At 71.7% G+C, this 19,614-nt stretch carries 16 protein-coding genes; 12 read left to right on the top strand and 4 right to left on the bottom strand.

The genetic code is table 11. From position 1 onward, the window contains the following. Positions 1-12: 12 nt before the first annotated feature. From bpln_RS05585 to bpln_RS05560, 6 genes are all read left to right on the top strand, one after another. Positions 13-558 (top strand): RNA polymerase sigma factor, encoded by a 546-nt coding sequence (locus bpln_RS05585; protein WP_042624348.1) that lies wholly within the window; start codon positions 13-15, stop codon positions 556-558. Next, positions 555-1,487, top strand: a complete 933-nt coding sequence (locus bpln_RS05580; RefSeq protein WP_055138282.1) for a hypothetical protein — start codon at positions 555-557, stop codon at positions 1,485-1,487. Before bpln_RS05585 ends, bpln_RS05580 begins: the two co-directional genes overlap by 4 nt. A gap of 330 nt (positions 1,488-1,817) precedes the next feature. Then, positions 1,818-2,771, top strand: a complete 954-nt coding sequence (locus tag bpln_RS05575) for an anti-sigma factor (protein ID WP_055138281.1) — start codon at positions 1,818-1,820, stop codon at positions 2,769-2,771. Positions 2,772-3,105: 334 nt separating this feature from the next. Then, the gene (locus tag bpln_RS05570; protein ID WP_080937093.1) at positions 3,106-3,552 is read left to right on the top strand and encodes a CHRD domain-containing protein; all 447 of its coding nucleotides are present in this window, start codon (positions 3,106-3,108) and stop codon (positions 3,550-3,552) included. Positions 3,553-3,879: 327 nt separating this feature from the next. Beyond that, positions 3,880-4,485 carry a cytochrome b gene (locus bpln_RS05565; protein ID WP_055138280.1) on the top strand — a complete coding sequence of 202 codons (606 nt, stop codon included), beginning with the start codon at positions 3,880-3,882 and terminating at the stop codon, positions 4,483-4,485. Further along, positions 4,482-6,041, top strand: a complete 1,560-nt coding sequence (locus bpln_RS05560) for a glycosyltransferase family 2 protein (RefSeq protein WP_042624343.1) — start codon at positions 4,482-4,484, stop codon at positions 6,039-6,041. The genes bpln_RS05565 and bpln_RS05560 overlap by 4 nt, the downstream gene beginning before the upstream one ends. 107 nt (positions 6,042-6,148) lie before the next feature. Here bpln_RS05560 and bpln_RS05555 read toward each other — a convergent pair whose 3' ends face one another. Both bpln_RS05555 and cfa read right to left on the bottom strand, forming a co-directional pair. After that, positions 6,149-6,895 carry a CDP-diacylglycerol diphosphatase gene (locus bpln_RS05555; RefSeq protein WP_082465192.1) on the bottom strand — a complete coding sequence of 249 codons (747 nt, stop codon included), beginning with the start codon at positions 6,893-6,895 and terminating at the stop codon, positions 6,149-6,151. A 160-nt stretch (positions 6,896-7,055) separates the two neighbouring features. Further along, positions 7,056-8,249, bottom strand: a complete 1,194-nt coding sequence (gene cfa / locus bpln_RS05550; RefSeq protein WP_055138279.1) for a cyclopropane fatty acyl phospholipid synthase — start codon at positions 8,247-8,249, stop codon at positions 7,056-7,058. 413 nt (positions 8,250-8,662) lie between these two features. On the opposite strand from cfa, the gene bpln_RS05545 reads away from it, so the two are divergent. The 4 genes from bpln_RS05545 (at position 8,663) to bpln_RS05530 (ending at position 16,781) form a co-directional block, all read left to right on the top strand. Further along, positions 8,663-10,132: a catalase gene (locus tag bpln_RS05545; protein WP_042624341.1), complete on the top strand. Its 1,470-nt coding sequence runs from the start codon at positions 8,663-8,665 to the stop codon at positions 10,130-10,132. A 712-nt stretch (positions 10,133-10,844) separates the two neighbouring features. After that, positions 10,845-14,075: an efflux RND transporter permease subunit gene (locus bpln_RS05540; protein WP_055138278.1), complete on the top strand. Its 3,231-nt coding sequence runs from the start codon at positions 10,845-10,847 to the stop codon at positions 14,073-14,075. Next, entirely contained in the window at positions 14,065-15,279 is a 1,215-nt protein-coding gene (locus tag bpln_RS05535) for an efflux RND transporter periplasmic adaptor subunit (RefSeq protein WP_055138277.1), read from the top strand. Before bpln_RS05540 ends, bpln_RS05535 begins: the two co-directional genes overlap by 11 nt. Then, positions 15,276-16,781 (top strand): efflux transporter outer membrane subunit, encoded by a 1,506-nt coding sequence (locus tag bpln_RS05530; RefSeq protein WP_055138276.1) that lies wholly within the window; start codon positions 15,276-15,278, stop codon positions 16,779-16,781. Before bpln_RS05535 ends, bpln_RS05530 begins: the two co-directional genes overlap by 4 nt. Positions 16,782-16,939: 158 nt before the next feature. On the opposite strand, the gene bpln_RS36615 is transcribed toward bpln_RS05530, so the two are convergent. Both bpln_RS36615 and bpln_RS36610 read right to left on the bottom strand, forming a co-directional pair. Continuing rightward, positions 16,940-17,080 carry a hypothetical protein gene (locus bpln_RS36615; protein WP_158336036.1) on the bottom strand — a complete coding sequence of 47 codons (141 nt, stop codon included), beginning with the start codon at positions 17,078-17,080 and terminating at the stop codon, positions 16,940-16,942. Positions 17,081-17,161: 81 nt separating this feature from the next. Further along, positions 17,162-17,704 (bottom strand): MFS transporter, encoded by a 543-nt coding sequence (locus tag bpln_RS36610; RefSeq protein WP_158512001.1) that lies wholly within the window; start codon positions 17,702-17,704, stop codon positions 17,162-17,164. Positions 17,705-17,950: 246 nt separating this feature from the next. Here bpln_RS36610 and bpln_RS36605 point away from each other — a divergent pair, with 246 nt between their 5' ends. Further along, positions 17,951-18,526, top strand: a complete 576-nt coding sequence (locus bpln_RS36605; RefSeq protein ID WP_055138274.1) for a hypothetical protein — start codon at positions 17,951-17,953, stop codon at positions 18,524-18,526. 141 nt (positions 18,527-18,667) lie between these two features. Further along, a complete protein-coding gene (locus tag bpln_RS05515; protein WP_244132093.1) occupies positions 18,668-19,531 on the top strand; it encodes a lyase family protein in 864 nt (287 codons plus the stop codon). Positions 19,532-19,614 lie beyond the last annotated feature (83 nt).

Genomic DNA, 19,614 nt, shown 5'->3' with positions numbered 1-19,614 from the left:
AGAGTTACGTCGATGACCGGTGCAGACTTGCCACGCCTGCTTCCCGAGATGCTGCCGCGGCTCTGGGCCTTCGCACTGCGGCTCGCCGGCGATCAGCACGATGCCGAGGATCTGGTGCAGCGCGCCTGCCTGCGCGCGCTCGAACGCGCCCACCAGTTGCAGCCCGACACCGCGCCGCTCAGCTGGATGTTCTCGATCGTCCACACCACCTGGCTCAACGAATTGCGCGCGCGCGGCGTGCGGCGGCGTTCGAGCCTCGACTGGGACGACGACTTCATCGAGAACCTTGCCGATCCGTCGGGCCGCACGCCGGAATCGGCGCTGATGCACGAGCAGGTGATCGCCGCCGTCGAGCGGCTGCCCGAGGCGCAGCGCGTGGTGATGCTGCTGGTGGCGGTGGAGGGCCTCAGCTACCAGGAAGCGGCCGACGTGCTCGAGATCCCGATCGGCACCGTCATGAGCCGGCTCTCGCGCGCCCGCCAGGCGATCGGCGCGCGCTTCGCGCCGCGTCCCGCCGCCCCGCGCGCCACGACCACGCCCGGAGATTCGCTCGCATGAGAATCGACGAGACCTTGCTGATCGCCTACACCGACGGCACGCTGCCGCCCGCGCAGTTCGCCGGCGTCGCCTCGCTGGTGGCGGGTTCGGCCGAGGCCGCGCGGATCGTGCGGCTGCTGCGCGCCTCGCAGCTCGACTATCGCGCCGCGTTCGCCGCGCAGCCGCTGCCGCCGCTGCCGGCCGCGCTTGCCCGCGACGTCGGGCGTCTGGTCGGCGACTGGCGCGAACCGCGCGCGGCCGCGCGCGACGGTGCCGGCCGTGTCGACAGGATCGAAGCAGCCGACGAGGCCGGAGACGCGGCAAGCGGAAACGACCGCGGCACCGGCGGCCATGCCGCCGGCATGCCCGCCGCCTCGCACGCCGCGCCGCCGCGCGACCCGCCCGGCCGGCCGCGCGCGCGAACGTTCGCGCGCCCGCCGTCGCCGGCATCGCTGCCATGGCTGCTGGCGGCCCGCGCCGGGCCGCTGCTGCGCGCGGGGCCGGACGCCGGGCTCGCGCCGTGGGTCGAGGCGGCGCTCGGCTACCAGCGGCTCCACACGCGCGACACGGCCCACCGCACGCGGCTCGCCGCGGCCGACGCCGCCGGGCTGGTCGCGACGATCCGCGAGCGGGACGGCCTCGATCCGCGCCTGCCCGAGCTGGCCGCCGCCGGCCTGCAGCTGCGCGCCGTGCAGCGCCTGAAGTTCCACGGCAGGCCGCTCGCGCGGTTCGTCTATCTGCCGCGACGCGGCGCGCCGGTGGCGCTCTGCGTGATCGGCGAGGCCCGGCGCGATGCCGGCGTGACGGCGCGCAGCATCGGCGCGATGCATGTGGTAACGTGGCGCCGCGCCGGGCTCGGCTACGCGCTGATCGGCGCGCGCGGCGATCTCGATCTGGCCGCGCTGGGCCGCCGGCTCGCGGCCGACGCCAAGGACGGCGCGCCGCGATGAAGCCGGTCGCAAGGAACGCGCAACGAAAGCGTCAGGCCGGTAACGGCGCGTGACGCGGAGACCCGGCGCGTGACCGAGGCCCATGAACGAGGCACGCGGAAGAAGCGGCAAACCGGGACGAAGGTACGGAACGACCGCGCAGGATGACGGCGCGGAGCAAAAACGCGGAGCAACCGCGTGCGGCGGCAACGCGGCGAGGGCCGCGCGCCGTCGCGACAAGCCAGTGCGGCGAACCTGTACCGCACGGCAAATGCGGCGCCGATCGGACCGTCGGCGCCCGGGAATGGATCGACTCCATCCGCCCCCATTCGATTAGAACGACACCGATTGATGAAACCGGACGATATCCAGCTACTGGCTTACGTGAACGGCGAACTGCCGGCCCGCGAGCGCGACACGGTCGAGCAGGCAATGCGCCGCCTGCCCGACGTGGCGGGGCAGGTCGCGCTGCTGCGCGCGTCCGACCTGCCCTATCGCGAAGCGTTCGCCGCCCAGCGGCTGCCGCCGCTGCCGGCCGGCCTCGCGCGCGGCATCGAGCGGCTCGCGCAGCACCACGCGGCCCGCATGCCGCGCGTGACGGTGGCGGCCGGCGCCAACGATCCCGTGGTTGATCCCATCGACCCGGCCGTCGCCTCGAGCGGCACGGCGCGGCGGCGCGTGGCGCCGGCCTGGCTCGCGGCGGCGTTCGTGGCCGGCGCGTTCATCTGGGGCGGCATCGCGCGCCTCGCGCCCGACGGGTTCGCCGGCCTCGGCGGCGCGGACGGCCTGCTTGCCGACGCGCCGGCGACGCGCGGCTGGATCGCGGCGGCGGCCGGCTACCAGCAGCTCTATTCGCACGACACGCTGGCCTCGGTCAGCGTCGATCCGCACCTGACGGCGTCCACGCTCGGCGAGATCCGCCGCCTCGACGGCCTCGCGCTGACGATCCCCGACCTGCGCGCGGCCGGCCTCGCGTTCAAGCGCCTGCAGCGGCTGCGCTTCCAGGACCGGCCGCTCGCGCAGATCGTCTACCTGCCCGAACACGGCGCGCCGGTGGCGCTCTGCGTGATGCGCGAGAACCGGCCCGACGAGGCCGCGGCCGAGCACACGGTCGAGCACATGGACGTCGTGACGTGGCGCAGCGCCGGGCTGCGCTATGCCCTGATCGGCCGGCCCGGCGACGCCGATCTCGCGCTGCTCGCGCGCCGCATCGCGGACGCGGACGGCGAGCCGCTGTTCTCGTCGCTCGGCACCGCGCCGGCCGCGGACGCGAGTGCGAACGGCACGGCGCCGACCGCCGGCTGAGCGCGTGGCCGTCCGCTGCGCGTCATTGATTTCATGCGGCCCGCTTTACGCCGTTATTGCGCCGTTATTGCCCGACGTCGTGCCGGCATCACGGCCCGCCCGCGTCGCCTCGCAAGCCGCCGCACCAGGCGTGCCCCGCGAACCGCGAGCAGGTGCCGCCCGCCTTACGATCCTTGCGCCCGCCTCGCCCGAACGCCTTGCCCCACGGGCCTCGCGCACGGAAAATCCGGCGCCGTGATGGAATAGACCGCGTGCCGCGAGCGTTATGCAAGGGAGCGGACGACGATCGCCGGCCGCCACCCTCCTTCAACGCAACCGACTCACCGACCACGCCATGAAACTGATTCCGCATCGCGCCCTGCTGCTCGCCACGCTGGCCCTCGGCCTCGGCTCGTCGCTCGCCGCCCGCGCCGACACGCTCGCCGTCCACGCCGACCTGACGGCCGCCGCCGAAGTCCCGCCCAAGCAGAGCGACGGCCACGGCCAGCTGACGGGTTCGTATGACACGGGTTCGAAGCAGCTGAGCTGGCACGTCGTCTACGCGGGGCTGACCGGCCCGGCGACGATGGCGCACTTCCACGGCCCGGCGCCCGTCGGCCAGAACGCCGGCGTCGTGATCCCGATCGACATGAAGGACCTGCCGAGCCCGATCAACGGCCACGCCACGCTGAGCACGGCGCAGGAAGCCGACCTGCTGGCCGGCCGCTGGTACTTCAACGTCCACACGGCGAAGAACCCGGGCGGCGAGATCCGCGGCCAGGTGGCCGCCGACCGCCAGTAACACCGGCCATGGCGACCTGTCCGCACCACCGGGCCGGCCCGGTCGCCGCGGCCCGCCCGGCGCGGCGCTTTCTGCGCGGCGCGGGCCAACCGGCGCATCATGTATGCCGTTGGCCGCATCCGCCGCGCCCGCAGCTCGCGGCGCGCGGCGCCCCGGGGCGCCCGCCGGGGTGCATCCAGCGCCGTTCCCGTTCCCGGGCACCGGGCTGACGCGTCCGTCGCCACACCGCTTGCCCGCATCGCACCGTTGCACTGTTGCCCCGAACCCGACCGACCATCGACCGACCATCGACCGACGACGCACCATCACGACCCGAAGAAGATCGACATGAATTCACGCGCCCCGTCCCCCGCCAGCCCGACCGATGCCACGGTCCGCCCCGTCATGCGCTACACGCGAACCGCCATGGTGCTGCACTGGCTGATCGCGCTCGGCATCCTCTGCAACGTGGCGATCGTGCTGTCCGCCGATTCGATGCCGGACGGCTGGGTGCGCCCGGCGATCGACATCCACAAGTCGATCGGCATCACCGTGCTGGGCCTCGCGATCCTGCGTCTGCTGTGGCGCGCGACGCATCGCCCGCCCGCGCTGCCGGGCTGGTTCCGCCGCTGGGAGCTGCGTGCCGCGCACGTCGCCCACATCCTGCTCTACGTGCTGATGTTCGCGATGCCGATCACGGGCTGGCTGCACGACTCGGCCTGGAAGGACGCGGCCACGCATCCGATGTCGCTCTACTACCTGGTGCCCTGGTTCCGCCTCGGCTTCATCACGAGCCTGCCGCCGGACCTGAAGGAACACCTGCACACGCTGTTCGGCGAGTTCCACACCTGGGGCGCCTACGCGCTCTACGCGGTGCTGGCGATGCACATCCTCGGCGCGCTCAAGCACGAGCTGTTCGATCGCGAATCGGTCCTGCGCCGCATGCTGCCGTGAGCACCACCTCGTCCACCTCGAACCGGGAGCCTCGCATGGGCCATCCGCGCCACCTGCCGCGCCGCCTCGCCGCGAGCGGCGCCAATGCCGTCACGGCCGCCGCGCGCGACGCGCTCGACCTGGCCCGCACGCGCCTGTCGCCGCGCCTCACGCCGCGCGATACGCCGCTCGCGAGCCGGCTGATCCACGGCGGCGCGCTGCTGCTCTGGATCGCGCTGTTCACGCGCGCGCTGGCGCCGGGCCTCGTGTCGTGGTCGGTGGGCATCGCCTACGTGATCTACGACACGCTGCTGCTCACGTTCGTGGCCATCAAGATCCTGCCGCTCGCCGGGCCGCTCGCGCGCGTCCACGCGCCGGCCGCCCCCGCGCCCGGCGCGCGCCGGCCGTCGCTCGGCGTGGTGGTGGCCGCCTACAACGAGGCGAGCGTGATCAAGGTCACGCTCGACGGCCTGTTCGGGCAGACCGAGCCGCTGCAGCAGATCGTGTTCGCCGACGACGGCTCGACCGACGCCACCATCGAGGTGCTGACCGCCCAGTACGGCCTCGTGCAGGCGCCCGACGGCGAGCTGAGCGCGCCCAGCACGCGCCATCCGAACCTGCGCTGGCTGCGCGTGCCGCACGGCGGCAAGGCGGCCGCGCTCAACGCCGCGCTGATCCATCTCGACACCGACGCGGTGCTGACCGTGGACGCCGACACGCGGCTCGCGCCCGACGCCTGCGCCGCGATGCGCCGCGCGTTCGCGGCCGAGCCGGCGCTGGTGGCCGCCACCGGGATCCTCACGCCGATCTGTGCGCGCGACCTGTCGGGCCGCTTCTTCCAGTGGTTCCAGACCTACGAATACATCCGCAACTTCATCTCGCGCTTCGCCTGGATGCGCGCCGACAGCCTGCTGCTGATCTCGGGCGCGTTCGCCTGCTTCCGGCGCGACGCGCTGCTGAAGGTGGGCGGCTTCGACGGCGCCTGCCTGGTGGAGGATTACGAGCTGATCCACCGGCTGCGCCGCTACGCGGTGGAGAACGGCGAGACCTGGAACGTGCGCGTGATCGGCGACGCCCACGCGCGCACCGACGCGCCCGGCACGCTGCGCAGCTTCCTGCGCCAGCGCCGCCGCTGGTTCGCGGGCTTCCTGCAGACGCAGTACTGGAACCGCGACATGACCGGCAACCGCCGCTACGGCCAGCTCGGCCTGCTGATGCTGCCGGTCAAGGCGCTCGACACCCTGCAGCCGATCTACGGCCTCACCGCGATCGTGCTGCTGATGCTGTTCCTCTGCCAGCACCGGTTCCACGTCGCGCTGTCGATCTCGGGCGTGATCGCGGCGAAGATCGCGATCGACTTCGCGTTCCACCTCTGGTCGATCCACCTGTACCGCCGCTGGACCGGCAGCCGCGAGCATTCGAGCCTCGCGATCGCGTTGGTGGCCTCGGTGCTCGAACCGTTCAGCTTCCAGGTGCTGCGCCACGCGGGCGCCGCGCTCGGCTGGGTCCACTTCCTGCGCGGCAACCAGCGCTGGGGCGCGCAGGAGCGCACCGGGCTGGTCGGCGACGGGCAGTAAGCGCTCGGTGCGCGGCAGCGGGACGAGGACGACGGCGCTGCCGTCGTCCTCGTTTTCGTTGACGCCAGGAAACGCGGGTTGTCACGGGTTGTCACGGCCCGCTGCGCTCACTGCGCGATGCGGCAGGCGTGGTCCTGGATCTCCTCGGCCGGCACGCCGCGCCAGAAGCCGCCCGTCGCCTCGAGCACGAGGAACGTGTCGGGCGCGAGATTGACGAGCGCGATGCCGGTGTAGGCGAGCCGCCGGTGCCCGGCGGCGACGTGCTCGCCCACCAGCGCGAACAGGTTGGTCGCCGCCAGCTGCGCCGCGCTCAGCTTCCTCGCTTCGTAGCGACGCCCCGCGAGCGGCTCGGGCAGCGTGAACCAGCCGTCGCCGAGCCGCGTCGCGTCGAGCCGGCCCAGCACCGCGCGCGCGGCCGGCGCGAGGCACGAGACGTGGATGTGCAGCTGGTTCTGCGAGCGGGCGTTTGCGGCGTTGACGGTCAGCGCCACGTCGGTGTCCGGCAGCGGCCGGCCGAGCCGCTCGCGCACCCGCGCGCGCGCCTGCCACGCGAACTGGAAATAGTCCGGCACGTCGGGCGCCTGCAGGCGCGCGTCCTCGATGCCGGTGACGCGCACGGTCGGCAGCAGCAGATACTGGTAGCGGTCGCCGTCGACCTTGTAGAGCGCGTAGCCGCGTTCGGGATCGACACGCGCGCAGGGCCCGGGATCGTGATCGGCGAGATAGCGCGGCAGGCACTGCTGGCTCAGCCGGTTCCAGAGGAAGTCGGGATCGGCCGCGCGCGCGCGAGGGCTCGGCAGCAACAGCAGGCAGGCCAGGATGGCGCCGCCGGGAACGGCGAGGGATCGGAGCATCGAGGCTGGCCCGGCAGGAAACGGTACGGCGCGCCCGGCGGCCCGGGCGGCGCTGCCGTGATTGTCCACGCGCCGCCGCGGAGCAACAAGCCCGCCGCGCGAACCGTGTGCCGTCCACGCGAACGCGCGGCGCCCGGCGTCCCTGCCGGCGCGCCCGCCCTCAGCACCCGAGGCCGCCGCCCAGCCGCACCGAGCGGTAGGTCTCCGAGCGCTCGGGATGGGTCAGCACGAGCTGCCAGAGCTGGCCCTGCCGCGAGCGGAAGAAGCCCGCGCAGCAGAGCAGATAGTATTTCCACATGCGGTAGAAACGCTGGCCATAGCGCGCCTGCAGCGCCGGCCACGCGGCCTCGAAGCGGTCCCACCAGGCCATCAGCGTGCGGTCGTAGTCGGGGCCGAAGTTGTGCCAGTCCTCGATGATGAAGCGCCCGTCCACGGCCTCGACGATCTGCCGCGCCGACGGCAGCTTGCCGTTCGGGAACACGTAGCGGTCGATCCACGGATCGGTGCCGGCCGCCTCGGTGGCGATCCCGATCGAGTGCAGCACGAACACGCCCTCGGGCGCGAGCAGGCGCTTCGCGGTGTCGAAGTAGGTCGCGTAGTTCTTCGGCCCGACGTGCTCGAACATGCCCACCGAGACGATCTTGTCGAAGCGGCCCCGCAGCTCGCGGTAGTCGCGCAGCAACAGCGTGACGGGCAGCCCGCGGCAGCGTTCCTGCGCGAGCGCGAGCTGCTCCTTCGAGACGGTCACGCCGGTCACCTTCGCGCCGTAGCGCTCGGCCGCGAACTTCGCGAGCCCGCCCCAGCCGCAGCCGATGTCGAGCAGCGTCTCGCCGGGCCGCAGCCGCAGCTTGCGGCACAGCATGTCGAGCTTGTCGATCTGCGCCTGCTCGAGATCGGTGGCGTGTTCCCAGTAGCCGCACGAATAGATCATGCGCGTATCGAGCATCGCCTCGAACACGTCGTTGCCGGCGTCGTAGTGCTGCTCGCCCACCTGGAACGCGCGGCTCTCCGATTGCAGGTTGAACAGGCGGTGGCGCAGATGCCCGGCGGCGAGCCGCAGCTTTGCCAGCCCCAGCGCGGCGCCGTCGAGGTCGGCGCGCAGCAGCTTCGTGAACAGCACGTCGAGCCGGTCGCAATCCCACTGCCCGTCCAGGTAGGCCTCGCCGAGCCCGAGCGACCAGCTCGCGAACACGCGCCGGTAGACCTGCGCGTCGTGGACCTGGATGTCCCAGGCGCGCGGGCCGTCGATCGTCACGTCGGCCTGCCGCAGCAGCTCGCTCAGGACCGCGGGCGCGGCGCCGGTGCCGGTACGGGTGCCGTCGGGCCGGCCGGGGAAACGGGATTCGGGTGTCATGTCGCTCCAGGTCGCGTTGCGGTTCGCCGCCAGTCGTTCGCGGATCTGACGTGGATCCGCACTATCGCCGTTCGCGCCCCGACTGTGAAATTTAATAAACGAATGAGACCGATAGTGTCGGGCCGCCTGACGACCGGCCCGCGCGAGCCGCCCGGGCGCGCCGGCCGGCATGTCCGTCGGCAGCGTGAAATGGCAGGAATCGTCGTGCCGCCAACATTGATATCAACTATCAATAAACGGAAACTTATTGCGTTTTGCGACACAGCAACCGGCGCGGCTCCCGCGATCCCGGCTGCGTGCCGCGGCAACCAGGCCGGCGATCGCCCAGCGGAGGCGAGCGCCGGCCGGCATCCTCACGCGCCGGCTCGCCGAGACCGGCACGCGCCTCCCCACGCCCGTTCAGGAGAAAGTCCATGTCCGACAAGACGACCGCCACCGCGCCGTTGACCCACGCCACCGGCGCCCCGGTCAGCGACAACCTCAACATCCAGACGGCCGGCCCGCGCGGCCCGGCGCTGCTGCAGGACGTCTGGCTGATCGAGAAGCTCGCGCACTTCGACCGCGAGGTGATCCCCGAGCGGCGCATGCATGCGAAGGGTGCCGGCGCGCACGGCACCTTCACGGTCACGCACGACGTCACGCGCTATACGAAGGCCAGGCTGTTCTCGGAGATCGGCAAGCGCACGCCGATGTTCGCGCGCTTCTCGACGGTGGCGGGCGAGCGCGGCGCGGCCGACGCCGAACGCGACATCCGCGGCTTCGCGCTGAAGTTCTACACCGAGGAAGGCAACTGGGACGTGGTCGGCAACAACACGCCGGTGTTCTTCTTCCGCGATCCGCTGCGGTTCCCCGACCTGAACCACGCGATCAAGCGCGACCCGCGCACCGGCCTGCGCAGCGCCGACAGCAACTGGGATTTCTGGTCGCTGCTGCCCGAGGCGCTGCACCAGGTGACGATCGTGATGAGCGAACGCGGCATCCCGCGCACGTTCCGCCACATGCACGGCTTCGGCAGCCATACCTACAGCTTCCTGAACGCCGCCAACGAGCGCAGCTGGGTGAAGTTCCACTTCCGCTCGCAGCAGGGCATCGAGAACCTGACCGACGGCGAGGCGGAGGCGCTGGTAGGCCGCGATCGCGAGACGCATCACCGCGACCTCTACGAGAGCATCGAGCGCGGCGAGTTTCCGCGCTGGACGCTGTTCATCCAGGTGATGACGGATGCGCAGGCCAAGGCGCACCGCTTCAATCCGTTCGACCTGACGAAGGTCTGGTCGAAGCGCGAGTTCCCGCTGATCGAGGTCGGCCAGGTCGAGCTGAACCGCAACCCGGAGAACTTCTTCGCGGAGACCGAGCAGGCCGCGTTCTCGCCCGCCAACATCGTGCCGGGCATCGGATATTCGCCGGACAAGATGCTGCAGGCGCGGCTGTTCTCGTACGCGGACGCGCAGCGCTACCGGCTCGGCGTGAACTTCAACCACATCCCCGTGAACGCGCCGAAGTGCCCGTTCCACAGCTACCACCGCGACGGCGCGATGCGCACCGACGGCAACCTCGGCGGCACGCCGTCGTACTGGCCGAACAGCAAGGGCGTGTGGGCCGATCAGCAGCAGCTCAACGAGCCGCCGCTCGAGATCGACGGCGCCGCCGCGCACTGGGACCACCGCGTCGACGACGACCACTACCAGCAGCCGGGCGACCTGTTCCGCATGATGACGCCCGCCCAGCAGCAGACGCTGTTCGACAACACCGCGCGCGCGATGGGCGATGCGCGCGACGTGGTCAAGCAGCGCCACGTCGACAACTGCGCGAAGGCCGATCCGGCCTACGGTGCCGGCGTGGCCGCGGCGCTCGCGCGGCTCGCGGCCGGGCAGGGGCGCTGAGGCGGTAGCGAGCCGGGGAAGGCCGGCGGCAGGTCGTGTCGCCGGCCTCCGGCAGCGGACTTTCGGCCGGCCGGCTCGGCAACCCGGCGGGCCGGCGGCCGTCGAGCGGGCCGGCATCACGCCGGTCAAGCGACGCGAGCGACGAACCGGCAGTCGAAGCGGGCGGACACCGCGCGTGGCGCGTCCCGGAGCCCGTGCCGATCCATGCCCGATTCACCATCGCGCAACGACTCTCACGATCCGGCCGATCCCGCGCCGGCAAACCCGCCGGCCACACGCCCTTCCTCCTTCAGCCTCCCGCCTGGCGCCTTTCCCGCCGCGCGCACCACCCGCCACCAACCCGCGGCACCGGCGAACATCGGGAAAAACCGCACGCGCCGTCCCGACGAATCGCATCGTCGCGGTCACCGGGCGGGTACGCCTCGCGGCGAATCACGGCGCCCATCGAGGTTCGCCGGCATGCGTCGCGAACGCCGCCGTTCGCATCTGCCCGACAACACGCCCGTGCGCGTTCCGCACCGCGCCGGCCCCGCCTGCCGGCAGGCCGCAACGGCCGCTCCGGCGCCCCTGGCTGACGCGAATCTGGCAGCCCTGCCAGCAAGCGGAGAACGGAGTGGCGATGCGCAAAATGAACCGGTAGTATCCCGGCGTTGTGCCGGGCCGCGCCGCCCGAAATCGCGGACTTTCCCTCCATCGTTTCTCCAGGAAGACCATGCTCGGCCTAGTACGCACTGCCTTGCGAAGACCGTACACGTTCGTCGTACTCGCAATCCTGATTCTCATCATCGGGCCGCTGGCGGCGCTGCGCACGCCCACCGACATCTTCCCGAACATCCGGATCCCCGTGATCGCGGTGATCTGGCAATACACGGGCCTGTCGCCGGACCAGATGGTGGGCCGCATCTCGTCGCCGTTCGAGCGCGTGCTGACCACCACCGTCAACGACATCGAGCACACCGAGGCGCAGTCGATCGCCGGCTTCGGCATCGTCAAGATCTTCTTCCAGCCCGGCGTCGACATCAATACGGCCAACGCGCAGGTCACGGCGGTGGCGCAGACGCTGCTGCGCCAGCTGCCGCCCGGCACCACGCCGCCGCTGATCCTGAACTACAGCGCCTCGACGGTGCCGATCATCCAGCTCGCGCTGTCGGGCAAGGGCCTGTCCGAACAGAACCTGGCCGACCTCGGCACCAACATCATCCGGCCGTCGCTGGTGTCGGTGCCGGGCGCGGCGATCCCCTACCCGTTCGGCGGCAAGACGCGCCAGGTGCAGCTCGACGTGGATCCGGCCGCGCTGCAGGCGCGCGGGCTGTCGGCGCAGGACGTGGCCAACGCGCTGGCCGGCCAGAACCTGCTCACGCCGGTCGGCACGCAGAAGATCGGCAACTTCGAATACACGCTGAACCTCAACGACGCGCCCGACGACATCCGCGATCTCGCCAACCTGCCGGTCAAGGCGGTGAACGGCACGACGATCTACATGCACGACATCGCGAACGTCCACGACGGCAGCGCGCCGCAGACCAACATCGTCCACGTCAACGGCAGCCGCTCGGTGCTGCTGACGGTGCTGAAGAACGGCGCGGCCTCGACGCTCGCGATCATCGCCGGCATCAAGGACCGGGTGGCCGCCGGCAAGGCGGGCTGGCCCGACGCGCTGCGCATCGATCCGATCGGCGACCAGTCGCTGTTCGTGACGGCCGCGATCAGCGGCGTAGCGCGCGAGGGCGTGATCGCCGCCGTGCTGACCAGCCTGATGATCCTGCTGTTCCTCGGCAGCTGGCGCTCCACGCTGATCATCGCCACCTCGATCCCGCTCGCGGTGCTCGGTTCGATCATCACGCTCTCGGCGCTCGGCGAGACGCTCAACATCATGACGCTGGGCGGCCTCGCGCTCGCGGTGGGGATCCTGGTGGACGACGCCACCGTGACGATCGAGAACATCAACTGGCACCTGGAACAGGGCAAGCAGGTGGAGGAGGCGATCCTCGACGGCGCCGCGCAGATCGTCACGCCGGCCTTCGTCTCGCTGCTCTGCATCTGCATCGTGTTCGTGCCGATGTTCTTCCTGAACGGCATCGCGCGCTTCCTGTTCGTGCCGATGGCCGAGGCCGTGATGTTCGCGATGATCTCGTCGTTCATCCTGTCGCGCACGCTGGTGCCGACCATGGCGAAGTACCTGCTCAAACCGCACCTCCACGCCGGCGGCGACGGCCACGACGGCCATGGCGAGCCCGCCGCGAAGCCGGCCAGCCGCAACCCGCTGGTGCGCTTCCAGCGCGCCTTCGAGGCGCGCTTCGAAGCCGTGCGCGCGCGCTATCGCGGCCTGCTCGAGCTGGCGCTCGCCAACCGCCGGCCGTTCGTCTCGGTGTTCTTCGGCTGCGTGCTGCTGTCGTTCGCGCTGGTGCCGCTGCTGGGCCAGAACTTCTTCCCGTCGGTGGACGCCGGCCAGATCGTGATGCACGTGCGCGCGCCGGTGGGCACGCGCGTGGAGCGCACCGCCGAGATCCTCGCCGACGTGCAGCGCGCGGTCCGCCGCATCGTGCCGGCCGCCGAGCTCGGCGCGATGGTCGACAACATGGGCCTGTCGGTCAGCGGCATCAACACCGCCTACAACAACACCGGCACCATCGGCTCGCAGGACGGCGACATCCAGATCACGCTCAACGAGGGCCACGCGCCCACCGCCGACTACGTGCGCAAGATGCGCGAGGTGCTGCCGCGCGAATTCCCGGGCGTGACGTTCTCGTTCCCGCCCGCCGACATCATCAGCCAGATCCTGAACTTCGGCGCGCCCGCTCCGATCGACCTGCAGGTGCGCGGCAACAACCTGGCCGCGAACTTCGCCTACGCCGACACGCTGCTGCGCGAGATCCGCCGCGTGCCGGGCGTGGCGGACGCGCGGCTGCAGCAGTCGGCGCAGAATCCGGCGTTCTCGGTGGACGTCGACCGCACCCGCGCGCAACTGCTCGGCATCACCGAACGCGACGTCACCAACAGCCTGGTGGTGAACCTGGCCGGCTCCAGCCAGGTCGCGCCGACCTACTGGCTGAACCCGGCCAACGGCGTGTCCTACCCGATCGTGATGCAGACCCCGCAGTACAACCTCGATTCGCTCGCGGCGCTGCAGAACCTGCCGGTGTCGGCCACCGGCGTGAACGCGACCGGCAGCGGCGGCCAGATCCTCGGCGGACTCGCCACCATCCGCCGCCAGAACATCCACTCGGTGATCAGCCAGTACAACATCCAGCCGATGGTGGAGATCTTCGCGACCACCCAGGACCGCGATCTCGGCGCGGTCTCGCGCGACATCAACCGGATCGTCGCCGCGCACGCCTCGACGCTGCCGCGCGGCGCCTCGGTGTCGCTGCTCGGCCAGGTGCAGACCATGAACAACGCGTTCGGCGGCATGCTGTTCGGCCTGCTCGGCGCGGTGGTGCTGATCTACCTGCTGATCGTGGTGAACTTCCAGTCGTGGTCCGATCCGTTCGTGATCGTCACCGCGCTGCCCGCCGCGCTGGCCGGCATCGTCTGGATGCTGTTCGCGACCCACACCACCATGTCGGTGCCCGCGCTGACCGGCGCGATCATGTGCATGGGGGTGGCCACCGCGAACTCGATCCTGGTGGTCAGCTTCTGCCGCGAGTCGCTCGCGCAGCACGGCGACGTGATGCGCGCCGCGCTCGAAGGCGGCTTCACGCGGTTCCGGCCGGTGCTGATGACGGCGCTGTCGATGATCATCGGCATGGCGCCGATGGCGCTCGGCCTCGGCGAGGGCGGCGAGCAGAACGCCCCGCTCGGGCGCGCCGTGATCGGCGGCCTGGTCTTCGCGACCACCGCCACGCTGTTCCTGGTGCCCGCCGTGTTCTGCATGATTCATTCGCGCCCGCGCCGGGCGCCCTCCTCCGACCTCACTCAGCAAGGATCTGGTCATGTCGTCTGAAGTCACCCGTGCGCAAGGCGCCTCCCGACGCCGGCTGCGGCTCGCCGGCCTGACGGGCATCGTGATCGCCGTGGCGATCGTGGCCGCCGGCATCGCCGTGCGCGCCCACGATACCTCGAGCGTTCGCGCCTGGACCGATTCGAACTCGATCCCGACCGTGGCCGTGATCACCGCCACGCGCGCCGGCGCCGGCCCCGCGCTGAACCTGCCCGGCCGGCTCGAAGCCTGGTCGAGCGCGCCGATCCTCGCGCGCGTGAGCGGCTACCTGAAGTCGTGGCGGTACGACATCGGCGCACGCGTGAAGGCCGGCCAGGAACTCGGCGTGATCGAGACGCCCGAGATCGACCAGCAGCTGCTGCAGGCACGCGCCGACCTCGAAAGCGCGCGCACCAACGCGAAGCTCGCCGAGATCACCGCGCAGCGCTGGCAGTCGCTGCAGAACTCCGACGCGGTGTCGAAGCAGGACGTCGACCAGCGCACCAGCGACTACGCGGCCCGCCGCGCCGCGGTGGACGCGGCGCAGGCCAACGTCAACCGGCTCGTCGCGCAGAAGGGCTTCGCGCGGCTGGTGGCGCCATTCGACGGCGTGGTCACGGCGCGCCGCACCGACGTGGGCGCGCTCGTCAACGCGGGCGGCTCGAGCGGCGAGGAGCTGTTCACGGTGTCCGACGTGACGAAGCTGCGCGTCTACGTGCAGGTGCCGCAGAACTACGCGCCGAGCGTGCGTCCCGGCACCACCGCCTCGCTGACCGTGCCGGAATACCCGGGCCGCAAGTTCGAGGCGAAGGTGGTGGCGGCCTCCGGCGCGGTCAACCCGCAGTCGGGCACGACGCTGGTGCAGCTGGTGGTCGACAACGCGTCGGGCGCGCTGCTGCCCGGCGGCTTCGCGAACCTCGGCTTCGCGCTGCCGGCCTCGGCCGACACGCTGCGCGTGCCGGCCAGCGCGATCGTGTTCGACGCGAAGGGCACGCGCGTGCTGACGGTGGGCACCGACGGCCACGTCCACTATCGCCCCGTGACGATCACGCGCGATCTCGGCGCGCAGGTCGAGATCGCCGGCGGCCCGAACACCGGCGAGCGCGTGGTGGAAACGCCGCCCGACGGCCTTGCCGACGGCGACCCGGTGCGCGTGGCCGCCGCCGGCAAGGCCGCGCCGGGGGCCGCGCCCGGTGGCGCGTCCGGCGCGCAGAAGGCCGCCTCATGAGCGCGCCGACCCTCCGCCGCGCGCTGCTCGCGAGCGCGCTCGCGCTGGCGCTGGCCGGCTGCTCGCTCGCGCCCGACTACCACGTGCCGCCGGTGCAGGCCGCCGCGGCCTATCACGGCGTCGGCCCGTGGGCGCCCGCCACGCCGTCCGACCGGATCGCGCGCGACGCCTGGTGGCAGGCCTACCGGGAGCCCGCGCTCGACGCGCTGGAGACGCGCCTCGTCGCCAACAACGCGGACCTGGCCGCCGCGCTCTCGCACTACGCGCAGGCCCGTGCGTTCGTCGCGCAGCAGAGCGCGGCCGAACTGCCGCGCGTGTCGGCCAACGCCCAGCCGCTGCGCAACCGCCAGTCCGACACGCGGCCGCTGCGCGGCGCCGGCAGCCCGAACGACTACAACTCGGTCACGCTCGGCGGCGAGATCGATTACGAACTCGACCTGTGGGGCCGCGTGCGCGACACCGTGGCCGCGGCGAAATACGAGGCGCAGGCCACCCAGGCCGATCTCGCCTCGGTGCAGCTGAGCCTCGAGGCGCAGCTCGCGCAGACCTACGTGCAGCTGCGCGGCCTGGACCGCCAGACCAAGCTGCTGCAGGACACCGTGGCCGCCTACCAGCGCGCGCTGCAGCTCACGCAGCGGCTGCACGACGCCGGCGCGGTGTCGGGACTCGACGTCACGCGCGCCACCTCGCTGCTGGCCGACGCGAAATCGCAGCTCTCGCAGAACGTCGCGCAGCGCGCGCTCGACGAGCATGCGATCGCGGTGCTGGTCGGCGCGTCCGCGTCGGACTTCCAGGTCGCGCCGTCGGTGGCCGACATCGCGCTGCCGCCGGTGCCGGTGGGCGTGCCGTCCGCGCTGTTGCAGCGGCGCCCCGACATCGCGGCGGCCGAGCGGCGCGTGGCCGAATCGAACGCGAGGATCGGCGTGGCGCGCGCGGCCTACTTCCCGCAGATCACGTTGAGCGCGCAAGGCGGGCTGCAGAGTTCGAACTACACGAACTTCTTCAGCGCGCCGAACTTCTTCTGGTCGGTCGGGCCGGCGCTCGCGCAGTACATCTTCGACGGCGGGCTGCGCCGCGCCCAGTTGAACGCCGTGAAGGCCGCCACCGACGAGGCCGCCGCGCGCTATCGCGGCGTCGCGCTCGCGGCGTTCCAGCAGGTCGAGGACAACCTCACGCTGCTGCGCGACCTCGGCACCGCGCTGGACCAGGAACGCGAATCGGCCGACGCCGCGCAGCGCGCCGAGAACCTCGCGCTGACGCGCTATCAGCGCGGCATCTCGAGCTACCTCGACGTGGTGCAGGCGCAGACCACGGCGCTCGCCACGCAGCGCAGCGCGCTCGACATCCAGACCCGCCAGCTGGTCGCGAACGTGCAGCTGGTGCGCGCGCTCGGCGGCGGCTGGTCGAGCGAGGATCTCAACGGGGTGACGAAGGCGGCCGAGGCGGCGCAGGCGGCGTCACAGCCGGCCTCCGTGCCGGGCGAGCCGGCGCCCGCCGGCTGAGCCGATTCCCGGCAATCCCTAAGCGGCACGAATGGCCCGCGGCGCGACAGCACCGCGGGCCATTCGCCATGAGGAGCTCGATGTGGCCGGCATGATCTCGCGCCGACCTCTCCGACGCTGCGCATCGTCTCTCGATCCCGTCACGCCCGTTCCACCCGTCAAACCCGCCGCGCATCGGTGCCCATCCGCCCGCCGGCCGCCGCGCGCACGACTGCATGCGCCTCATCCCGCGCCACCGCATTGATGTGGCGCATGCCGATCACGGCGCTGACGAGCTTCACGGCGAGGATCAGCGCCACGCAGCCCGGCCAGCCGCCCGCCGCGCAGGCGAAGCCCGGCACGAACGCGCCGACGCTGCCGCGCGCGTCGTAGCAGCAGACCTAGACGCCCGCCGCCGACGATTTCGCCTTGCCGGCCACAACGCCCATCCGCCCGGTGGCGGCCGTCTGCGCGACGAACACGCCGATGAGCGCGACCACCAGGTTCGGCACCCGCGTCAGCAGGAGGCCGAGCGTGTCGATCGCGAGCGCGGCGATCAGGCCGGTGCGATAGCCGACGCGGCCCATCCAGCGTCCCGCGAACGGATTGGCCACGGCACCGAACAGGTTCGGCAGGAACATCAGGCCGAGCGCGGCGCGACCGGGCCCGAACGGCGGCTGGACCAGCTCGAACGTGATGTGGGTAAACGCGCTGACGAACACGAACAGGTTGAAGGCACACGCGTAGATCGCCATCAGCCGCGGATTCCTCGGATGTCGCGCCATCGCGAGCAGGCCCGGGTCGATCCGGCGCTGGCGCTCGAAGTAACGCGCGCGCGGCGGCAGCAGCCGGACGCAGGCGCCGCCCGCCAGGATCATCGCCACCAGCACCCGGAACGCGGCGCGCCAGCCGTGCAGGTCGGTGGCCGAGGCCGGGATGACCACCCGGTTCGCGCGCCGGCCGGCGCGAAGCGAAGCGATCGTTTCGGTCCCGTGTATCGAAGCCGATATCGAAATGAAGTTCGCCATCGAGACGAAAACTTCGCATTCGGGGAATACCCCGATTTCCACCAGCGACGACACTGACCGTGAAGTTCCGCGCGGCCCGCCGGCGGCGGCCGGGACTTCGGCAACCGGCAACGCATCGGGCCGCTCGCCGGCCCGGTGGCATCTCATGAATCGAGGAATTCCATGTCGAGCAACATTCGCAACAACGCCCCCGTCGGCCAGTCCTACGCGTCGTACCCGCAGCAATCCAGCCTGCAGAGCCAGTATCCGGCCGCGACCTCCCACGGCGCTTCCGCCCAGCCGCAAGGCGCCGGGCCACTGCAGAACCTCGCACGGCGCCAGCCGCGCGCGGACGGCTCGCGGATCCGCACCGCGCCGGCCGTCATGCAACCCAACGTGTCGGCACTGTTCCGGCAGCCGCGCAGCGTCGACGAGGCGCATCAGTTGATCGGGCAGCTCGGCGAGGCCGCGCATCACGGCCATATTTCCGAGCAGCAATACCGGTCCCAGGCGGATTCGCTGATGCATACCGTCAACAGCTGGCGCATGGCGCAGCCGCAGAACCCGCAGCTCCAGCAATCGTCGTTCGGCTTCATCATGGCGCGCGCGGAAATGGACGTGAGCTTCGGCGAGCCGGCCGACCTCGTCGCCCATCGCTACGGCCTGACCGATCCGGGTTCGCTTCAGCGCCTGCAGGTGGCCGAACAGGCGGCCGCCCAACACACCGAGGATCCGAGCCCGTTCGCGTTCAACATCTGATGTCACGCGCCGCGTGATGCCACCACGAGGCCGGCGTCACGCGGCGCGGCGCGGGCTTCGTGGTCTGAGAAAGCCTCGCCCGGTGCCGGGCTGGACGCGCTGGGCGCCGCGCTGCGCGGCAAGGCCGCCGAATTCGCCGACGTGCTGCACCTGGGCCGCACCTGCCTGCAGGACGCGCAGCCGATGCGGCTCGGGCAGCTGTTCGGCGGCTACGCCTCGCTGGTCGCGCGGCTGGCCGCGGAGCTGACGGCGGTGCGCGACAAGCTGCGCACGCTGCCGCTCGGCGGCACCGCGATCGCCACCGGCTTCGGCGCGCCGGCCGGCTATCGCGCGGCCGTGTACCGGCACCTGTGGGAAATCAGCGGCGTGGCCTACGCCGCGCCGGCCGATTCATTCGACGCGATGCAGAACCTCGACGTGTTCGCGCGCGTGTCCGGCGAGCTGCGCACCTGCGCGGCCACGCTCGCGAAGCTGGCCTCGGACCTGACCGTGCTGTCGTCGGGGCCGGTGGGCGGGCTCGGCGAACTGCGCCTGCCCGAGGCGCAGGCCGGCTCGTCGATCATGCCCGGCAAGGTCAACCCGGTGCTGCCGATGGCGATGATCCAGCTCAGCTTCGCCGTGATCGGCAACGACGTGGCGGTGGCCCAGGCGGTACAGTACGGCGAGCTCGAAATCAATCACTTCGAGCCGGTGGTGGCCTCGCGCGTGTTCGACAGCATCATGCCGCTGACGCACGGCGTGGGCCGCTTCACGCGCAAGTGCGTGGCCGGCCTCACCGCCGACGCGGCGCGCAACGAGCGGCACCTGATGGCGTCGATGGCGGTGGCCACGGCGCTGGTTCCCGAGCTTGGCTATGCTCGCGTCAGCCAGCTCGCGCGGCAGTCGGTGGCCGAAGGCCGGCCGCTCGCGACGATCCTCGACGAGTCGGGGCTGATGACGCGCGCCGACACCGTCGCGGCGATCGAGCGGGCCTCGCATCCGGTGTTCGACGCGACGGCGCGCTGAAACAGGCCGCGCGGCGGATCGCCGGGCCGGCCCGCCGGGCCGGCCACGACGTGACCATTCCAGCGGCCCGCCGGACCCAACGA

Origin of the sequence: Burkholderia plantarii (assembly GCF_001411805.1) — a bacterium.
Lineage (GTDB): Bacteria > Pseudomonadota > Gammaproteobacteria > Burkholderiales > Burkholderiaceae > Burkholderia > Burkholderia plantarii.
Note: the sequence above shows the minus strand (reverse complement) of the source record. Positions and strands in the feature narration are given on the sequence as shown.

What these genes read in the sequence shown, in the direction of transcription:
- bpln_RS05585 (WP_042624348.1), top strand. Translation starts at nt 13, where the DNA reads ATGACCGGTGCAGACTTGCCACGCCTGCTTCCCGAGATGCTGCCGCGG.
- bpln_RS05580 (WP_055138282.1), top strand. Translation starts at nt 555, where the DNA reads ATGAGAATCGACGAGACCTTGCTGATCGCCTACACCGACGGCACGCTG.
- bpln_RS05575 (WP_055138281.1), top strand. Translation starts at nt 1,818, where the DNA reads ATGAAACCGGACGATATCCAGCTACTGGCTTACGTGAACGGCGAACTG.
- bpln_RS05570 (WP_080937093.1), top strand. Translation starts at nt 3,106, where the DNA reads ATGAAACTGATTCCGCATCGCGCCCTGCTGCTCGCCACGCTGGCCCTC.
- bpln_RS05565 (WP_055138280.1), top strand. Translation starts at nt 3,880, where the DNA reads ATGAATTCACGCGCCCCGTCCCCCGCCAGCCCGACCGATGCCACGGTC.
- bpln_RS05555 (WP_082465192.1), bottom strand. Translation starts at nt 6,895, where the DNA reads ATGCTCCGATCCCTCGCCGTTCCCGGCGGCGCCATCCTGGCCTGCCTG.
- cfa (WP_055138279.1), bottom strand. Translation starts at nt 8,249, where the DNA reads ATGACACCCGAATCCCGTTTCCCCGGCCGGCCCGACGGCACCCGTACC.
- bpln_RS05545 (WP_042624341.1), top strand. Translation starts at nt 8,663, where the DNA reads ATGTCCGACAAGACGACCGCCACCGCGCCGTTGACCCACGCCACCGGC.
- bpln_RS05540 (WP_055138278.1), top strand. Translation starts at nt 10,845, where the DNA reads ATGCTCGGCCTAGTACGCACTGCCTTGCGAAGACCGTACACGTTCGTC.
- bpln_RS05535 (WP_055138277.1), top strand. Translation starts at nt 14,065, where the DNA reads ATGTCGTCTGAAGTCACCCGTGCGCAAGGCGCCTCCCGACGCCGGCTG.
- bpln_RS05530 (WP_055138276.1), top strand. Translation starts at nt 15,276, where the DNA reads ATGAGCGCGCCGACCCTCCGCCGCGCGCTGCTCGCGAGCGCGCTCGCG.
- bpln_RS36605 (WP_055138274.1), top strand. Translation starts at nt 17,951, where the DNA reads ATGTCGAGCAACATTCGCAACAACGCCCCCGTCGGCCAGTCCTACGCG.